Annotated in this window: 8 protein-coding genes; 5 read left to right on the top strand and 3 right to left on the bottom strand. The window is 64.1% G+C overall.

What is annotated here, in order from left to right; all coding sequences use genetic code 11:
* Positions 1-203: 203 nt before the first annotated feature.
* On the bottom strand, positions 204-2,636 hold the full coding sequence (locus ACQY4V_RS06525; RefSeq protein WP_428516053.1) for a GcvT family protein: 2,433 nt from the start codon (positions 2,634-2,636) through the stop codon (positions 204-206).
* A 450-nt stretch (positions 2,637-3,086) separates the two neighbouring features.
* Between ACQY4V_RS06525 and ACQY4V_RS06520 the strand changes: the two genes are divergently transcribed.
* Positions 3,087-5,504 (top strand): GcvT family protein, encoded by a 2,418-nt coding sequence (locus tag ACQY4V_RS06520; RefSeq protein WP_428516052.1) that lies wholly within the window; start codon positions 3,087-3,089, stop codon positions 5,502-5,504.
* Positions 5,505-5,536: 32 nt separating this feature from the next.
* Positions 5,537-6,133, top strand: coding sequence for a nucleotidyltransferase family protein (locus tag ACQY4V_RS06515; protein ID WP_428516051.1), 597 nt, complete (start codon positions 5,537-5,539; stop codon positions 6,131-6,133).
* A gap of 324 nt (positions 6,134-6,457) precedes the next feature.
* Here the strand turns inward: ACQY4V_RS06515 and ACQY4V_RS06510 are convergent, their stop codons facing one another.
* Positions 6,458-8,344: a Hint domain-containing protein gene (locus ACQY4V_RS06510; RefSeq protein WP_428516050.1), complete on the bottom strand. Its 1,887-nt coding sequence runs from the start codon at positions 8,342-8,344 to the stop codon at positions 6,458-6,460.
* 288 nt (positions 8,345-8,632) lie between these two features.
* Positions 8,633-12,388 carry a Hint domain-containing protein gene (locus ACQY4V_RS06505; protein ID WP_428516049.1) on the bottom strand — a complete coding sequence of 1,252 codons (3,756 nt, stop codon included), beginning with the start codon at positions 12,386-12,388 and terminating at the stop codon, positions 8,633-8,635.
* Between the two features lie 1,131 nt (positions 12,389-13,519).
* Between ACQY4V_RS06505 and ACQY4V_RS06500 the strand changes: the two genes are divergently transcribed.
* Genes ACQY4V_RS06500 through ACQY4V_RS06490 form a run of 3 tightly spaced genes read left to right on the top strand, consistent with a single transcriptional unit; the run spans position 13,520 to position 16,447 of the window.
* Positions 13,520-14,734, top strand: coding sequence for an aromatic ring-hydroxylating oxygenase subunit alpha (locus ACQY4V_RS06500; protein ID WP_428516048.1), 1,215 nt, complete (start codon positions 13,520-13,522; stop codon positions 14,732-14,734).
* A 34-nt stretch (positions 14,735-14,768) separates the two neighbouring features.
* On the top strand, positions 14,769-15,635 hold the full coding sequence (locus ACQY4V_RS06495) for an ABC transporter permease (protein ID WP_428516047.1): 867 nt from the start codon (positions 14,769-14,771) through the stop codon (positions 15,633-15,635).
* Entirely contained in the window at positions 15,632-16,447 is an 816-nt protein-coding gene (locus ACQY4V_RS06490; protein ID WP_428516046.1) for an ABC transporter permease, read from the top strand. The genes ACQY4V_RS06495 and ACQY4V_RS06490 overlap by 4 nt, the downstream gene beginning before the upstream one ends.
* Positions 16,448-16,450 lie beyond the last annotated feature (3 nt).

The raw sequence follows: 16,450 nt of genomic DNA, 5'->3' as shown, positions 1-16,450 counted from the left end.
GCGTCGCCGGGGCGCGGGATCCCGACATTGCGCAAGGCCGATCCTTTTCCGTAAGGACAGATCCGGACGGACTGCGTGCAGGAGACCCGTTGAACCGCTGCGTATGACGCCCGCTCCGGTCTCTCGCCTGCGGAACAACGGACGTCTTCCACCTGCACCAGGCCAGGTTCGAAGCCCCCCGACCGGCGCAGGCAATCCGAGTTTCAGGCGCGCAGCTTTTCGCCCTTGGGATCGAAGGGCGGCTCGTGCAGGATGCGGGCCTTGTGCGGACGGCCCAGAACCATGACCTGCACGTCGTCGCCGGGTTTCACCGTGCCGGACCTGACGTAACCCAAGGCAAGGCTCATGCCGACCGTGTAGCCGTAGGTCCCCGAGGTGACGCGGCCAACGGGGGCGCCGTTCGCGTCGCGGATCGGCTCGCCGCCCGTGGCGTCGGCATTGGAGGCGGTGACATCCTCTTCGTCGATATGGATCAGCACCAGTTCCTCGCGCGTGGGCTCGGCCATGGCCTTTTCCGCCGCGGCCTTGTTGAGGAACTCCTTGTCCATCTTGCAGAGCGGCGCAAAGCCGACCTCGTGCGGGAAGTATTCGGGGCTGTATTCGCGGCTCCAAGAGCCGTAACCCTTTTCCACCCGCATGGACATGAGTGCGCGTGCGCCCACGGGGCCGGCGCCGAAGTCCTTGCCCGCTTCCAAAAGGGCTTTGTAGAGCTTCTCCTGGTCCTCGGTCTTGCAGTGCAGCTCCCAGCCCAGGTCGCCGGTGAAGCTGACCCGCAGGGCGAGGCATTCGACGCCCGCGATGTCGATCATCTTGGAGCGCATGAAGGGGAAATCCTCGGTGGCGAGGCTTTCGTTGGTCAGGCGCTGCAGCATCTCGCGCGACTTCGGCCCGGCGACGTTGAAGCCGCACATGGCCTCGGTCTTGGTCTCGAAGGTCGTGCCTTCGGGCAGCGGGACCATGTCGAAGAACCGCTTGTGATAACGCTCGGCCATGCCCGAGGAGACGACCCAGAACTCGTCGTCGGCCACGCGCGTCACCGTGGCGTCACCGGCGATGCCGCCGCGCACGCCGATGAGCGGCGTGAGGCAGGACCGGCCAACGGATTTGGGCATCCGGTTGGCGAAGACGGCATTCAGCCAGTCCTCGGCCCCCGGGCCCTTGACGTGGTACTTGGCGAAGTTGGAGATATCGATGATGCCCGCGCGGTCGCGCAGCATCTTGCATTCCTCACCCACGGGCGCCCACCAGTTCTGGCGGATGAAGCCGTTGGTGTCTTTCGTGCCCGGCTCATCGGCGAACCATTGCGGGTGCTCCCAGCCGTAGTTCAGACCGAAGACCGCGCCCATTTCTTTCTGCATTTCATAGACGGGACGCGTGCGCAGGGGGCGGCCCGCCGCGCGTTCCTCGTTGGGGTAATGGATGGCGAAGCGGTGGGCATAGACATCCTCGACCTTCGCCTTGACGAATTTGCGGTCGTTGGCCCAGAGGCCGAAGCGCGCGATGTCCCAGGCGAACATGTCGTATTTCATCTCGCCCTCGACGATCCACTGGCTGACCATCAGGCCCATGCCGGCGGACTGCGAAAAGCCGGGGATGATGCCGCCGACCATGAAGTAGTTCTTGAGCTCCGGCACCGGGCCCAGGACCACGTTGCTGTCGGGCGACCAGATCATCGGGCCGTTGATGACCCGCTTGATCCCCGCCTCGGCGGCGACCGGCACACGGTCCATCGCGCGCATCACGTTTTCCATGATGCGTTCCAGGTCGTCGGGGAAGAGGTCATGCGCGAAGTCGAGCGGCGTGCCGTCCTCGGCCCAGAAGCGCATGTCGCGTTCATAGGCGCCAATGAGCAGGCCCTTGCCCTCTTGCCGCAGGTAGTATTCGCCGTCGCGGTCGGCGACGGACGGCAGGCGACGGTCCATGCCGTCGATCTCGGGAATCGTCTCGGTCACGAAATACTGGTGTTCGGTGGGTTGCAGCGGCACTTCGATGCCCGCCATTTTCGCCACCTCGCGGCCCCAGAGACCGGAACAGTTGATGACCCATTGCGTGTGGATCTCGCCATTGGGGGTCTCGACGATCCAGCTGCCGTCGGGTTGCGGCACAGTTGCGGTGACGGGGGTGAAGCGGTGGATCTCCGCACCGCGCTGGCGGGCGCCCACGGCATAGGCGTTGGTCACGCCCGAGGGATCGACGTTGCCGCCATCGGGTTCCCACATGATGCAGCGGATGCCGTCGAAATTGACCAGCGGGTGCTTTTCCTCGGCCTCTTCGCGGGTGATCTCGTGAAAGTTCATGCCGTAAAGCTGCGCCTTGGCGGCTTGCAGTTTCAGCTGGTGCTCGCGGTTTTCGGTCTGCGCGAGGTAGAGCGAGCCGGGCTGGAAGACGCCGCAGCTTTGGCCGGTTTCCTCTTCCAGGCTGTTGTAGAGGTTCATCGTGTAATGCTGCAGGCGGCTGATATTGGCGCTGTCATGCAGACCGTGGATGTTGGCAGCCGCGTGCCAGGTCGAGCCCGAGGTCAGTTCGTCACGCTCGAGCAGGACGACATCGGTCCATCCCAGCTTGGTCAGGTGATAGAGCACCGAGCATCCGATGACGCCCCCTCCAATGACAACGGCCTGTGCGTGAGTCTTCATGTTGTTTCCCATTTCGCTGTTTGGCGGCACACTGCCCCAGCGGGGCCGCGCGCGTGTGTCGGTTCCCGACATCATCGGTCGTGTGGAGGCATTTTGCCCTGTCGTTTCCGACAGGGGCTTTCGGTTTGCGTCAGGGGACTAAAGTCGGGCGTTGGCGGCTATGGCCGCGCGATCGACAGACCGCGGGGTGGCGATCAGTCCGGAATTCAGGGCGCTTTATGGAAGCCAAATCCGGATAACCTACAATCGCAGGGCGTACTTCTGCCAATCGCCAGCCCGAGGGGCGGTCTGGCGATCGCGCGGCGGCGCGGCGAGCCGCGCCTTGATTCCGCGCGCAGTCATACACCGACGCCATGTCCAAGCTTTTACGACAAAACCCGTCGCAAACGGACATGCCGCCCGACCGCAGTCATACAGTCTGGTCGCAACAGCGGACGGAAAGGAATCCCCATGAACACCACCACCCGAGTGGCCGTGATCGGCGGCGGCGTTGTCGGATGCAGCGTGCTTTACCACCTGACGAAACTGGGCTGGTCGGACGTCATGCTGATCGAGCGGTCGGACCTGACCTCCGGCTCGACCTGGCATGCCGCCGGGGGCTTTCATACGCTCAACGGCGATACCAACATGGCCGCGCTTCAGGGCTATACGATCAAGCTTTACAAGGAGTTGGAAGAGATCACCGGCATGTCCTGCGGGCTGCACCACGTGGGCGGCGTGACGCTGGCTGACAACAAGGATCGCTTCGACATGCTCCTGGCCGAGCGGGCCAAGCACCGCTACATGGGGCTCGAGACCGAGATCGTCGGCCCCGAGGAGGTGCGCAGGATCGCGCCCGTCACCAACACCGACGGCATCATCGGGGCGCTTTACGACCCGTTGGACGGCCATCTTGACCCGTCGGGCACAACCCACGCCTATGCCAAGGCCGCGCGGATGGGCGGCGCCACGATAGAGACGAATTGCAAGGTATTGGAAACGAACCCGAAACCGGATGGGTCGTGGGAGGTGGTGACCGAGAAAGGCACCATCCTGGCCGAGCATGTGGTCAACGCCGGCGGTCTCTGGGCGCGCGAAGTGGGCGCGATGGCGGGCGTCTACGTGCCGATCTACCCGATGGAGCACCAGTACCTGGTGACCGAGGAAGTGCCCGAGATTGCCGCCATCATCGACGCGGGCGGAGAGCACCCGCACGTGATGGACCCAGCCGGTGAAAGCTATCTGCGGCAGGAGGGGCGTGGCCTGTGCATCGGGTTCTACGAGCAGCCCTGCCGCGTCTGGGCCGTGGACGGAACGCCTTGGGGGTTCGGCCATGAACTGCTGCCCGATGACTTTGACAAAATCGAGCAATCCATTGATTTCGCGTATAAACGCTTCCCCGCGCTGGAACGCGCCGGTGTCAAGTCGGTCATTCACGGGCCGTTCACCTTTGCCCCCGACGGCAACCCGCTGGTCGGCCCCGTCCCGGGCCTGCGGAACTACTGGTCGGCCTGCGGCGTAATGGCGGGCTTCAGCCAGGGCGGCGGCGTGGGCCTGATGCTGGCGCAGTGGATGGTCGAGGGAGAATGCGAGCGGGACGTGTCCGCCATGGACGTGGCGCGTTACGGTGACTGGATCACGCCCGGCTACACCCTGCCCAAGGTGATCGAGAACTACCAGAAACGGTTTTCCGTCAGCTACCCGAACGAGGAACTGCCCGCCGCGCGCCCCTTCCGCACGACGCCGATGTACGACATTTTCGACGGCATGGGCGCGGTCTGGGGGCATCAGTTCGGGCTGGAGGTTGTGAACTATTTCGCGACAGGCGACGAGCCACGGTTCGAGACGCCGAGTTTCCGCCGCTCGAACGCGTGGGAGGCCACGGCGCGCGAGGTGAAGGCCGTCCGCGAAGGCGTTGGAATCAATGAGGTTCACAACTTCGGCAAGTACCTGGTGACCGGCCCCGGCGCGCGCGAGTGGCTGGACCGGATCATGGCCGGGCGCATCCCGAAACCGGGGCGCATCAGCCTGACGCCGATGCTGTCACATGCGGGGCGGCTCATTGGCGACTTTACCGTCTCCTGCCTGTCGGACGAGGCGTTCCAACTGACCGCCTCTTATGGGGCGCAGGCCTATCACATGCGCTGGTTCGAGCAGAACGCCGCGGAGGGGGTGACGGTCGAGAATATTTCGGACCGGCTGAACGGGTTTCAGATTGCGGGGCCGAAATCGCGGGATTTGCTGGCAGCCTGCACGCGGGCCGACATTTCCGACATGGCGTTCATGGATCTGCGGCATGTGTCCGTAGGCATGGTCGACTGCCTCGTGCAGCGGGTCAGCTATACCGGGGATCTCGGTTTCGAGATCTATTGCGATCCGATGGCGCAGCGGGCGCTGTGGGATGAATTGTGGAGCAAGGGCAAGGGCTTCGGCCTGAAACCTTTCGGGATGCGGGCGATGATGTCGCTGCGGCTGGACCGCTTCTTCGGCTCGTGGCTGTCGGAGTTTTCGCCCGATTACACGCCCGGCGAGACCGGGATGGATCGCTTCATCAGTTTCCGGAAGAACGCCGATTTCATCGGGCGCGCGGCGGCCGAGAAAGAGCGCGCCGAAAGCGCCAAGCGGTCGCTGGTGGCGTTCGAGGTGGATGCGACGGATGCGGATGTGAACGGGTATGAACCTGTCTGGATCGACGGGACCGTGCAGGGGTTCTGCACCTCGGGCGGGTATTCGCACCACGCCGGAAAATCCGTCGCGCTGGCGCTGATCCCGGCCGAACACGCCCTGCCGGGCTTGCAGGCCGAGATCGAGATCCTAGGGGAGATGTGCGCCGCAAAGCTGCTGACGGAGCACCTGTTTGACCCTGACATGAGCCGGATGCGAGGATAGTTTCGGGATCATCAGCGAAAGGCACGGAAGACGTGACATTGGGGATCGTGCTGCCCGCCGCGGGTGCCTCGTCGCGGATGCGCGGGCGCGACAAGCTATTGGAAGAGGTGGACGGCATGTCCCTGTTGCTGCGGCAAACGCGGCGGGCGTCAAGCTTGGGTTTACCTGTCCTTGTTACGTTGCCCGCAGGGTCCGGTGCGCGCGCCGCCAGCCTTGGGGCGGCAGGCACGGGGTTTGAGACGCGGACCGTCGCCGATGCGGCGGCCGGGATCAGCGCGTCGCTGCGCGTGGCGGCGCATTGGGCGATGGAACGGGACCTGGGCGGGCTGATGATTGTGCTGCCCGACATGCCGGATCTGGCGTCCGGGGACATGCGGGCGGTTGCGGCGCTGCATGCGGACCATCCGCGCGACGTGATCCGCGCCACGGACGAGGACGGGCAGTTCGGGCACCCGACCCTCCTGCCCGCCCGGCTGTTGCCGGCGCTGCTCTCGCTGGGCGGCGATACCGGGGCGCGCGAGGTGATCGCGCAGGAAAAGATACGGTCCTGCCCCCTTGGCGGGACGCGGGCGACGATGGATCTGGATACGCCCGAAGCCTGGGCGGCGTGGCGGGCGGCAAGGGATTGACGCGGCGTGCTTGTAACCCGGTGCGTTAGGGTCAGATAACCGCGCGCAAAGCGTGCAGGCGGCGTGCGGGACGCAAGGCGCCCGGGCTCAGGCCGTTGAAGCAAGTCGCGCGGGACGCGCAAGTCGGGCGCGACGCGCAAGACCTGTGCAACGCGCAAGACCTGTGCAACACACGAGGCCGCCGCAACAAGCAAGGCGCGTGCAACATGCCAAACGCGCGCGATGCTCAAGGGGCGTTTAACACGCAAGGCGCGCTGGGCACGCAAGGCGCGCGGGACGCGCCAAGCGTAGAGGTTGCGCGCAGATGCGCGGTGCGTGCAGGTTCTAGCGCAGCGCCTGGTCCACCAGCAGCTTCGCCTCGTGCGCCTTGAGCGACAGGCGGGCGGAGTGGTAGCCCGCCAACCCTGCCTGCGTGGCAAGCTCGGGGAAGAGCGTGAGGATCTCGTCGCGGCTTTCCTGCCCCACGCCACGCATCGAGTAATCGCCGGGCTGGAAGCTTTCGGACCAGGCCGCGTCGGCCAGGATCACCTCGTGATGGTCGAACATCAGGTGGATGTAGCTGACCCTGTCGGTGACCGCGCGGTCGACACCGTCGAGCCCGGTCAGGTGCTTGGCGGCGATCAGAACCTCGCGCTCACCGAACATGACCTCGGCCAGTTCGTTGGCCAGAAGCATCCGGTGGTTCGGGCTGACAAGCATGTCGCGGTCGGGCATGTCGGCCCCGAGCGCGCCCTTGCGGATCAGGATAGGCTGGAATTTGGGCATCGTGGCCAGGTCTGCCGCGCCAAGGTCGCGACGGCCCACCCAGCGGATCTCGCGGATGCCGTTGTCGCGGGTGAAGACGCGGTCGCCGGGGTGCAGCGTTTCGACCGCGCGGGTGCCCTGCGGCGTGGCGATCTGTGCGCCCGGCGTGAAGCAGACGATCAGCTCTTCGATATCCGTATAGTTGATATTGGCCGTCTCGTGGCCGCGCTGAAGCTGGATCTGGCCGTTGAAGCCCGGATTGCCGTTTGTTTCGGGGTTCTTGACGAAATTCGTCACGGTCCAGCCGTCATCCAGAAGCGGCGTGATGTCGAGCGTGTCGAAATCGTCGCCGGTCGAGCCGCCGTTCACGGTGGTGTTGTTGACGCCCGACGTCCCCAGCTGATTGATGATAAAGGTGTCGCGGTCGGCGCCGCCGTTCAGGTTGTCGTTGTCGCCGCCGCCGAAGATCGTGTCGTTGCCCGCGCCGCCCTCAACATTGTCGCACCCGTCGCCCGCGTCAATCCGGTCATTACCGGCGCCGCCGTCGATCATGTCGTTGCCCGAGCCACCCTCGATCGTGTCGTCGCCCTCGCCGCCGGACAGGCTGTCATTGCCGCCCTGCCCGAAGATCTGGTCATTGCCCTTGCCGCCAAAGATTGTGTCGTTGCCCTCGACGAAGGGCGTGACGACGGGGTCGTCGATAAGATCGCCCGACAGGGAAAAGCCGGACTGGCCGGTGCGGGTTTCCAGGGTGAATTCGATGAATTCGCGGTTCTCGAACGAGGCCGAGAACCACGCGTCCTGATCGGACGGATCGTTGGTTTCCGTCCCCGCGGCATTGACCACGCCACCCGATGTGGTGACGTTCAAGGACGTGTCGCCCGAGGTCGAGAAATCCGTGAAGCTGCCGGCGTCGACGGTCACGGATTCCTGGTCGCCGGGGCTGTTGCGGTCGATGTCGTTCCAGGTGGCGACGGAGTTCAGCGCGACGTTCTGGCCCGTGGCCGGATCGAAGAACTCCAGCCGGAACGAGGCGGTTTCGCCCACGTCATGCGCGTCGAAGTCGCCGTTCAGAAGAATCTCGAACCCCGCGCCGCCGGACAGGTCCACGGCAAGGTCCTTGTCGGACTTGGCGGTCAGGATCAGGCGGGCGGAAATGGGGGTGCCGTCGTCGAGGCTGGCCACGTTGCTGTAGACCGCGACATCGCCGACCTTGGCGTTGTTGTCGCCCGACGAGCTGTCAGAGACGAGGTTGTCGATATCGAGCACCAGCGGCGAGGCGTCGGAGCCAAGCGCGGTGCCTTCGCCCGCATCGCCGAAGAGCACGTCATCGCCGGACCCGCCGTCGATGCAATCGCTGCCGCCTTCGCCGGAAATCCGGTCGTTGCCGCCCGCGCCGGTGATCGTGTCAGGATCGTTGGTGCCCTGCAACGTGTCGTTGCCGGAAGTGCCGGGAATCGTCGCCATGGCAGTGGCCTCCTGAAGGAGCGGACGGACCTCCCCCGAGATGCGCCGCATTACCGTCTAATTTGAGTCAAGATTGAGACATTATCTACCTCTGCTACAAGGAGAATTCGAGCGAAATCCTTCATACTGTGCATAACGCGGCGTTAATTTACGCGGGCGTCAATTACTTGATCTCAAAAAAGAAACAATCCCGGCCATTGACCGGGATTGTTCACTGGAACTCGAGTCAGCCCCCGTAACCGATTCCATGTGACCGGCCCCGCAAAGGGCCGGTCGGCTGCAAAGCTGTTACTTGACCAGAAGCCGGGCTTCGTGCCGTTTCAGCGACCGGCGCGCGGCGGTGTAGGCCTTCAGACCCTCTGCCTCGGAGAGTTCCGGGAAGAGCTCGAAGATCTCCTTGCGCTGGGCGTCGCCCATCGCGTCGAGCACCGTGTCGCCGGGCTGGAAGCTTTCGGTCCAGGCACCGTTGGACAGCACCACCTCGTGCTGGTCGAACATGAAGTGGATGTAGCTGACCGAGCTGGCCTCGACCGAGGACACACCTTCCATGCCGGTGAGGTGCTTGGCGGCCGCCAGGACCTCGCGGTCCTCGAAGTAGAGCGCCGACTTGTCGTTGTTGATCAGCAGGCGGTGCTGCGGCGAGACCATCATGTCGCGTTCCGGCAGGCCGTGGCCCAGCGAACCCGCGCGGATCAGTACCGGCTGCAGGTGCGGCGCGCTGGCCAGCTCCTGCCCCGACAGATCGCGGCGGCCCACCCAACGGATTTCCTGCAGGCCGTTGTCGCGGGTGATGACCTTGTCGCCTTCGCGCAGCTCTTCGACCAGGCGCTCGCCTTTCGGCGTGGCGATGACCGTTCCCGGCGTGAAGCAGGGAATGACGTCCTCGATCTCGGTGAACTTCAGCGTGCCTTCGACATTGCCGTCGGCATCGAGGAAGTTGACCTGGCCGGTGAAGCTGTTGCCGTCCGGATCGTTCGGCGTGGTCAGGTCGAGCGGGGTGACGCCGTCGCTTTGGACGATCTCGAACCGGCCGAGACCGCGCAGGTCGAGCTGGTCGTTCTCGTTGTCGGTTGTCGGGTCTTCGTCGCCGTCCTCGGTGCCGCCGTCGATCTCGTCGCCGAAGGCATGTTCGCGCTCGTCGAAATGGAACTCGTCCGAGCCGGCCTCGCCATACATCGTGTCGGCACCCTGGCCGCCATAGATGGTGTCGCGGCCGTTGCCACCGTAGATCAGGTCGTTGTCGATACCGCCGTCGAGCAGGTCGCTGCCGCCGCCACCGTAGATGGTGTCGTCATCGTCCTGGCCATAGACCGTGTCGTTGCCCGCGCCGGCGTCGATCCAGTCGCGGCCGTTGCTTTCGTCCGGGTCGGGGCCGAAGGTCCCGCCATCGGGGGCGTTCGGGATGTTGACCTGGTCGAAGGGCACGACGTTGGGGTCGAGACCGCCATAGATGAGGTCGTCACCCGCGCCGGACGAGATCGTGTCGTCGCCTTCGCCGCCGACGATGGTGTCGTTGCCCCAGAGCGCGGTGATCACGTCGTCGTCGATGCCGCCGTCGACATAGTTGTCACCCGCACCGGCGTTGATCGTATCGTCATCGTCGCCGGTATAGATGGTGTCGTTGCCACGACCGGTGTTGACCAGGTCCCGGTCGTCGTCCGGGTCGGCATCCGAGGGCACGGCCGGGAACGGGCCGTAGGACGGGAAGCCGTCATCGGGCAGCGGCAGGGCGCTGTTCTTGGAGGTGTCGATATAGTTGTCGCCACCGCTGCTTTCGACCGTGTCGCTTCCGTCGCCGGACATGACCGTGTCGTTGCCGTAGCCGGTGTCGATCTTGTCGTCGCCATTGCCGCCGTCGACACTGTCGTCGCCTTCGCCGGTTTCCACGTCGATCGGGCCGTCGGCATCCTTGGCGTCGATGGTGTCGTCGCCGCTGCCGGTGATGATGCGCTCGATCTCCTGGAAGGTAATGTCGGGCGTATCGTCGGCATCAAGGCCGTTGACCGTGCCGTTCTCGGGATCGGCGTCTTCCAGGATGACCGTCAGGTCCTCGGTCCGGTCGCCGAGGTTCAGTATGTCGCCCTCGTCACCGTTTTCCGGGCCGTCGGGGTTGCCGTCGGTGCCGTCCGAGCCGCCGTCGATGGTGACGTCGATATCCGTGGCCGGATCGGTGCCGTCGACGGTGAATTCGTCGTCGCCGGTTCCGCCGGACGCCTCGTCGTCGCCGCCCACGGCGATATCGTCATCGCCCTGGCCGCCGTTCAGCGTGTCGGTGCCGTCGCCACCCGCAAGGGTGTCGGCGCCGTCGCCACCGTCGACGCTGTCGTCGCCGTTGCCGCCGGTGATCCGGTCGTCGCCGCTGCCGCCATCGACCGTGTCGTCGCCTTCGCCGGCATCGATCTTGTCGTCGCCGCCATTGCCGAAGATGACGTCATCGTTCCCGTCCGGGCCGTCGATGATATCGCCGCCACCATCGTTCGGGGCGTTGCTGTCATCGTAGCCCGGAGTCATGACTTCGCCGGTTTCCTCGCCGTCCACGACACCGTCACGCTGGGGATCGGTCAGGATGGTCTCGATCTGGCTGAATTCCAGGGTCGAGCCGTCGGCGAATGTCACGGTGCCGGCGCGGGAGCCGTCATCGGAGGCGTCCGCCGCATGGGTGATCGTCACCTGACCCGCGCCGCGCAGGTCGAGCGTGTCGTTGTCCAGCGTGTCGTCCGGGCCGTTGCCGCCGACGATGGTGTCGCCGTCGCCATCGGAAGACGTTGAGACGACGAACGTGTCGTTGCCGCCCTCGCCGTAGATTACGTCTGCGCCCGCGCCGCCGGTGATCACATCATTGCCGCCCTCGCCATCCTGGTCGGGATCGAAGCCGGTGTCGAAATACATGTCGGTGATGTGGATGCCCGAGTTGTCATGGCCATTCTGCGTGTGCGAGACCTCGACCCGCGACACCGGGCCGGGAATGGTGACCTGCACGGTCGTGTCGGGATCGTTCTGATCCTGGTAGGGGCCGTTGGCATCGGCCTCGTTGCCGTTGATGACGACATCCTTGCCGCCCTGCAGGACAACTTCGATCGGGTTGTTGTCGGCGTCATAGGCGGTGACGGTGACAAGCCCGTCGCCGTCGAGATCGTTGATGTTGAATTCCAGGTCGCCGACCGGCTTGGAAAACTCCCATTGGAACTTGCCGGTGTTGCCCTTGCCGGAGGTTTCCGAATAGAGCGAGCTGTTGGTGTCGATCGCCTCGCCGCCCGTGTCGATGCCGGCGGTGTTCAGGTTGGTGTGATTGTCGACGTCGCTTTCGTGGTGCCCGGTATCGAGGATCCGGGTGTAGGTGACGTCCACGCTGCCGGTATTCTGGGTGACAGTGTTGTCGGCCTGGTGGCTCGAGACGAGGTCCCAGTTGAAGCTTTCGCGCGGGCCTTCGAATGTGCCGGCGTCACCGCTGTCACCGTAAATGGTGTCGTCGCCGCCTGCGCCGTCGATCGTGTCGTCGCCGCCATTGCCGAAGATCAGGTCGGCATCGTTGGTGATCTTGTCGCCGCCCTGGTCGGTGGGCGCGTTGGAGTCGTCATAGCCGAGGACCATGTCCTCGCCGAAATCCTCGCCGTCGACGGCGCCATCGGCCGGTGCGTCGGAGGTGTAGCCGGCATCCACGTTGAGCGCGCTCTTGTCGCCGCCGGACGTGTAGGGCACCGCGATCGGATCGGAGAACCCGGAGTGCTGGTTGGCGTCGCTGTCCTCGTTCTCAGCGCCGACATTCTGCGTGACCAGCGGCTCGCCGTTCACCTCGGTGGGGAACTTCACCACGTAGGACTTGCTGTGATACGTGTGCAGACCGGTGAATTCGTAGGCGCCCGACGCGTCGGTGTGCGTGTATCCCAGGAAGTACTTGTTGCCGTAGGAATCGACCTTGTAGAGTTCGACCCGCAAGCCTTCCAGGCCGGTGTCGTACCCGCCGGTGCCATTGTTTTCAGTGTTGTCGCCATTGCTGTCCGAGAACAGCCGCCCTGAAATCGTTCCGCCGCTTGAAAAGGTCATGAAATCATACTCCCGAGGTGGCGCGAGCGCCGAAGTTGAGGAAAGTGCCACCAGTGCCGGCGACATGTGCAGACGAGGTCGGAGAAGCGTTCGATCCGGTGCCCATCGCCCTGCCCTCGTGCACGGGCATTTTCAGACTGATCGGGCCGGTCCCATGTGTGGGAACAGAAGTCACCATCGTTTTCTCCATACGGCGCCCCGCATCCGCGGATCGCCAGACCAATAACCAAGACCCACTGCCGACGATGTGACGGTCAGAGGGCAACCTGCACGAACCTCATTTCAGGAGGGAAAGACCCACAATATCGCGGGAATGGCGCGACGTTCGCACGTCGCATCCATTCGCTCTCGGCCAGCCGCCAAAGCAACCCGACGATCGCATCTTCCACGCACCGGAATGATGGTGCGTCTCGTGCGGTCGCCCCCGTGACCTACAGACATCGCCCCCCAGTTGGGCTGAACTCGTTGTACGGGATTGCCCGGATCACACAAAGTGAAATTTGTCAGAAAACTGTCGATGCAGTTTACGAAATTGCCTTTTAAATGCGTGGATTATGGCAGCCGCAAAGCTGCACGCCTGGCGATTGTTTCCGTGCGCATTCGAGGCCGTTTTTGCGTGGGACCAAGAAAACATGGGGTTTACGCCCTGTGATCTTGTCACATTTCAACCTGAAGCTGAAAATTGTTTCCGAGCCACCCCGAAATCAAAATCGTTTTGAATGTGGCGGTAGTTGGATGGCGGTCAAATTCGGCTGTTGGCTGACCCTGCGTCAATCGGCATCGTTTCAGGCCTTTTGTTCCGAACCGGAAACGATCGCGCCACATTTTGCCCGAATCGTCGCGTTTCGGGATTGAACCGCCCCCGGCCGAGCGACCGATTGCATGGCGCGCGGGCCTGCGGACCCGCCGCGGGGGATCGCAGACCGGCCCTGCCGCCGGTGACGCCGGGGCGCTCGACGACACGCGAACTGCGGGAATTCGGCCACTAATATGACGCGGCCGGCCCGGCAGGTCGGAAACCAGCAGCAAGTCCACGGGAAAGCCAAGGCTCTCTGCTGGTTCAGAATTAATTTATTTGAGCGCTCAATAAAACTTGATAAGGTGTGCGCACCGACCAACCTGGAGTTAGCCATGACACCCCCTGCCACACAGGCCATAGACCTGCCCAACGACCATGACCGCAAGGGACTGCCCGCTTGGAGTTACTTCAACACCGAGATGCTGGAGATGGAAAAGGACCTGCTGTTCCGCTCGCATTGGCAGCTGGTCTGCCATGCCAACGACCTGCCCGAGCCCGGCGATTTCGTCACGCTGGACTGCGTGGGGGAACGCGCGCTGGTGATCCGTGGGAAGGATGGCGAGCTGCGGGCCTTTCACAACCTGTGCCGGCATCGCGGATCGCGGGTAGTGGCCGGCGAACAGGGCAATTGCAAGAACGCGATCATCTGCCCCTTCCACGGCTGGGTCTACAACCTGGACGGCACGCTGCGCGGGGCGGCGCAGCCCGACACCCTGCCCGAGCTGGATCCTGTCGCCTTTGGCCTGAAGGCGATAGAGCTGGACCTGTGGCGGGGGTTCGTCTTCGTGCGGTTCCGCCCCGGCCCGCAGCCGGCGATATCAGAGGTGCTGTCGCGCTTCGACGACGAGATCGACCAGTACGACCTTGAAGGTCTCATGCCCTCGGGCGAAGGTTTTTATGCCGACGTGGCGGAGGTGAACTGGAAATGCATCCGCGATGTGGACAATGAAGGTTATCACGTGCCGATGGCCCATCCCGGCCTGCAGGATCTTTTCGGGTCCAACTATTATGACGAGGATTTCGAGGACGGCGCGTCGCGGTCCTATTCCGAGTTCCGCGAGGCGAACCACCGCCTGTGGAGCGTGCGCGCCTACACGTCCATATTGCAGGCGCCGCCAAAGCTGGACGAGAGCCATGCCAAGGCCTGGCTCTATATCGGCATTTTCCCGAATTGCGTACTTGGCATTTACCCCGATTGTGTCAAATTCTACCAGGAATTCCCGGTGGAGTATGGCAGGACCATGCAGCGCGGAACGACGTACAGGCTGGGCACCGAAGACCGCCGGATGCGGCTGTCGCGCTATCTCAGCAGCCGGATCGACAGGCTGACCTCGGAAGAGGACGAGGAACTGGTGCGCTGGTCCTGGGAAGCGGCGTTTTCCAGCGGCTATGACGGCGTGATCCTCTCGGACCTCGAGAACACCGTGCGCAGCTATCACGACTGCCTGCGCGAACTGTTCCCGGTGCTGAACGAGGACGAGCCGCCCAAGGGCACGGTGGCCGCGCGCAACGCCGAGTTGCTGGCGCAGAAAGTCGCCGCCGAATGAGTACCGGACCCGTCTCCGGCAGAGGCGCAACCTGATGGCGTGGCGCTTTGACCGAGAGGCGGGACAGGGCCTCAAGCTGATCAGCCCCACATTCGGCTATGTGCTGGTGATGCTGGCCGCGCCGCTGTTGATGGTCGTCACCTTCAGCTTTTGGACGCAGGACTACCTGACGATCGACACGACGCTGACGCTGGACAATTACCGCGAGGCGTGGACGCAGCCGCTGTACCAGGTGCTAATGTGGCGCTCGCTGAAGATCTCGCTGATCGTGACGGTGGTGACGGTGCTGCTGGCCTTCCCGATCGCCTATTACCTGTCCTTCCACGTCAAGAAGCGCAAGGCGCTGTGGCTGTTCCTGATCACGGTCCCGTTCTGGACAAGCTATCTGCTGCGGGTGTTCCTGTGGAAGGTGATCCTGGGCTATAACGGCGTCTTCAACACCACGCTGATGGGCCTGGGGTTCATCGAGGAACCGCTGACCTTTATCCTGTATAACCTTAACGCTGTGGTGATTACGCTGGCCCACGCTTGGGCGCCGTTCGCGATCCTGCCCATCTTCGTGGCGCTGGAGAAGATCGACCGCTCCCTGCTGGAGGCGGCGACCGACCTTGGCGACAGCCCGGTGCGGCGGTTCTTCCGCATCACCCTACCGCTGGCCATGCCGGGCATCGTGGCCTCGACCCTGATCGTGCTGATCCCGACGGTGGGCGATTTCATCACGCCCCGTCTGGTGGGCGGCACCGACGGGCTGATGATCTCGAACATGATCCAGATCCAGTTCGGCAAGGCCAACAACGCGCCGCTGGGCGCGGCGCTGGCAGTCTCGGCGATGGTGGTGATCGGGCTGATCAGCGCGGGCATCTTCTTTGCCGGCAAGAAACTCGGAGGACGCGTGCGATGAAATGGCTCTCGGTCAAGTGGCTGACGATCTACGCCGTGGTCTACATGATCTTTCTCTATGCGCCGGTCATTCTGTTGCCGCTCTTTGCGTTCAACACCTCGACGATCATCGCCTTCCCCCTTTCGGGCTTTACGACCGAATGGTTCGTGGGGCTATGGCACACCGACACGCTGCACACCGCGCTGGGCAATTCGATGATCGTGGGGCTGACCACGGCTGTCTTGAGCACGCTTCTGGGCGCCTTCGCGGCCCGCGCCTCGGCTCGGTTCATGTTTCCCGGCAAGACCGGGATCGTCGGGCTGATCATGCTGCCGCTGGTGCTGCCCGAGATCATCGTGGCGGTGGCGCTCTTGGTGATGCTGAACCAGCTGGGCATGCCGCTGTCGCTGTGGACGGTGGTGGCGGGGCACGTGCTGATCTGCACGCCCTTTTCCATCGCCATCCTCAGCTCGGCCTTCCGGGGCCTCGACCGCGAGTTGGAGGAAGCCTCGTTCGATCTGGGCGAGTCGCGCTGGGGCACATTCCGGCGCGTGACGCTGCCGCTGGTGCTGCCGGGCGTGATATCCAGCCTGCTGATCACCTTCACGATCAGCCTCGACGAGTTCATCATCGCCTTCTTCCTGACCGGAACGGACGTGACCCTGCCGGTCTATATCTGGAGCCAGCTGCGCTTTCCGGCCAAGCTGCCGTCGGTCATGGCGCTGGGAACGATCCTGCTGGCCGTTTCGGTCCTGCTGCTGATCGCCGCCGAGGCACTGCGCCGGCGCAGTGCCAGCCGGCAGGGCGTCGAGACCACGCTGGCCGGGGTTTGAACC

Source organism: Roseovarius sp., from assembly GCF_965277045.1.
In the GTDB taxonomy this organism is placed as follows: Bacteria; Pseudomonadota; Alphaproteobacteria; order Rhodobacterales; family Rhodobacteraceae; genus Roseovarius.
This window is presented reverse-complemented; position numbering and strand designations above follow the sequence as displayed.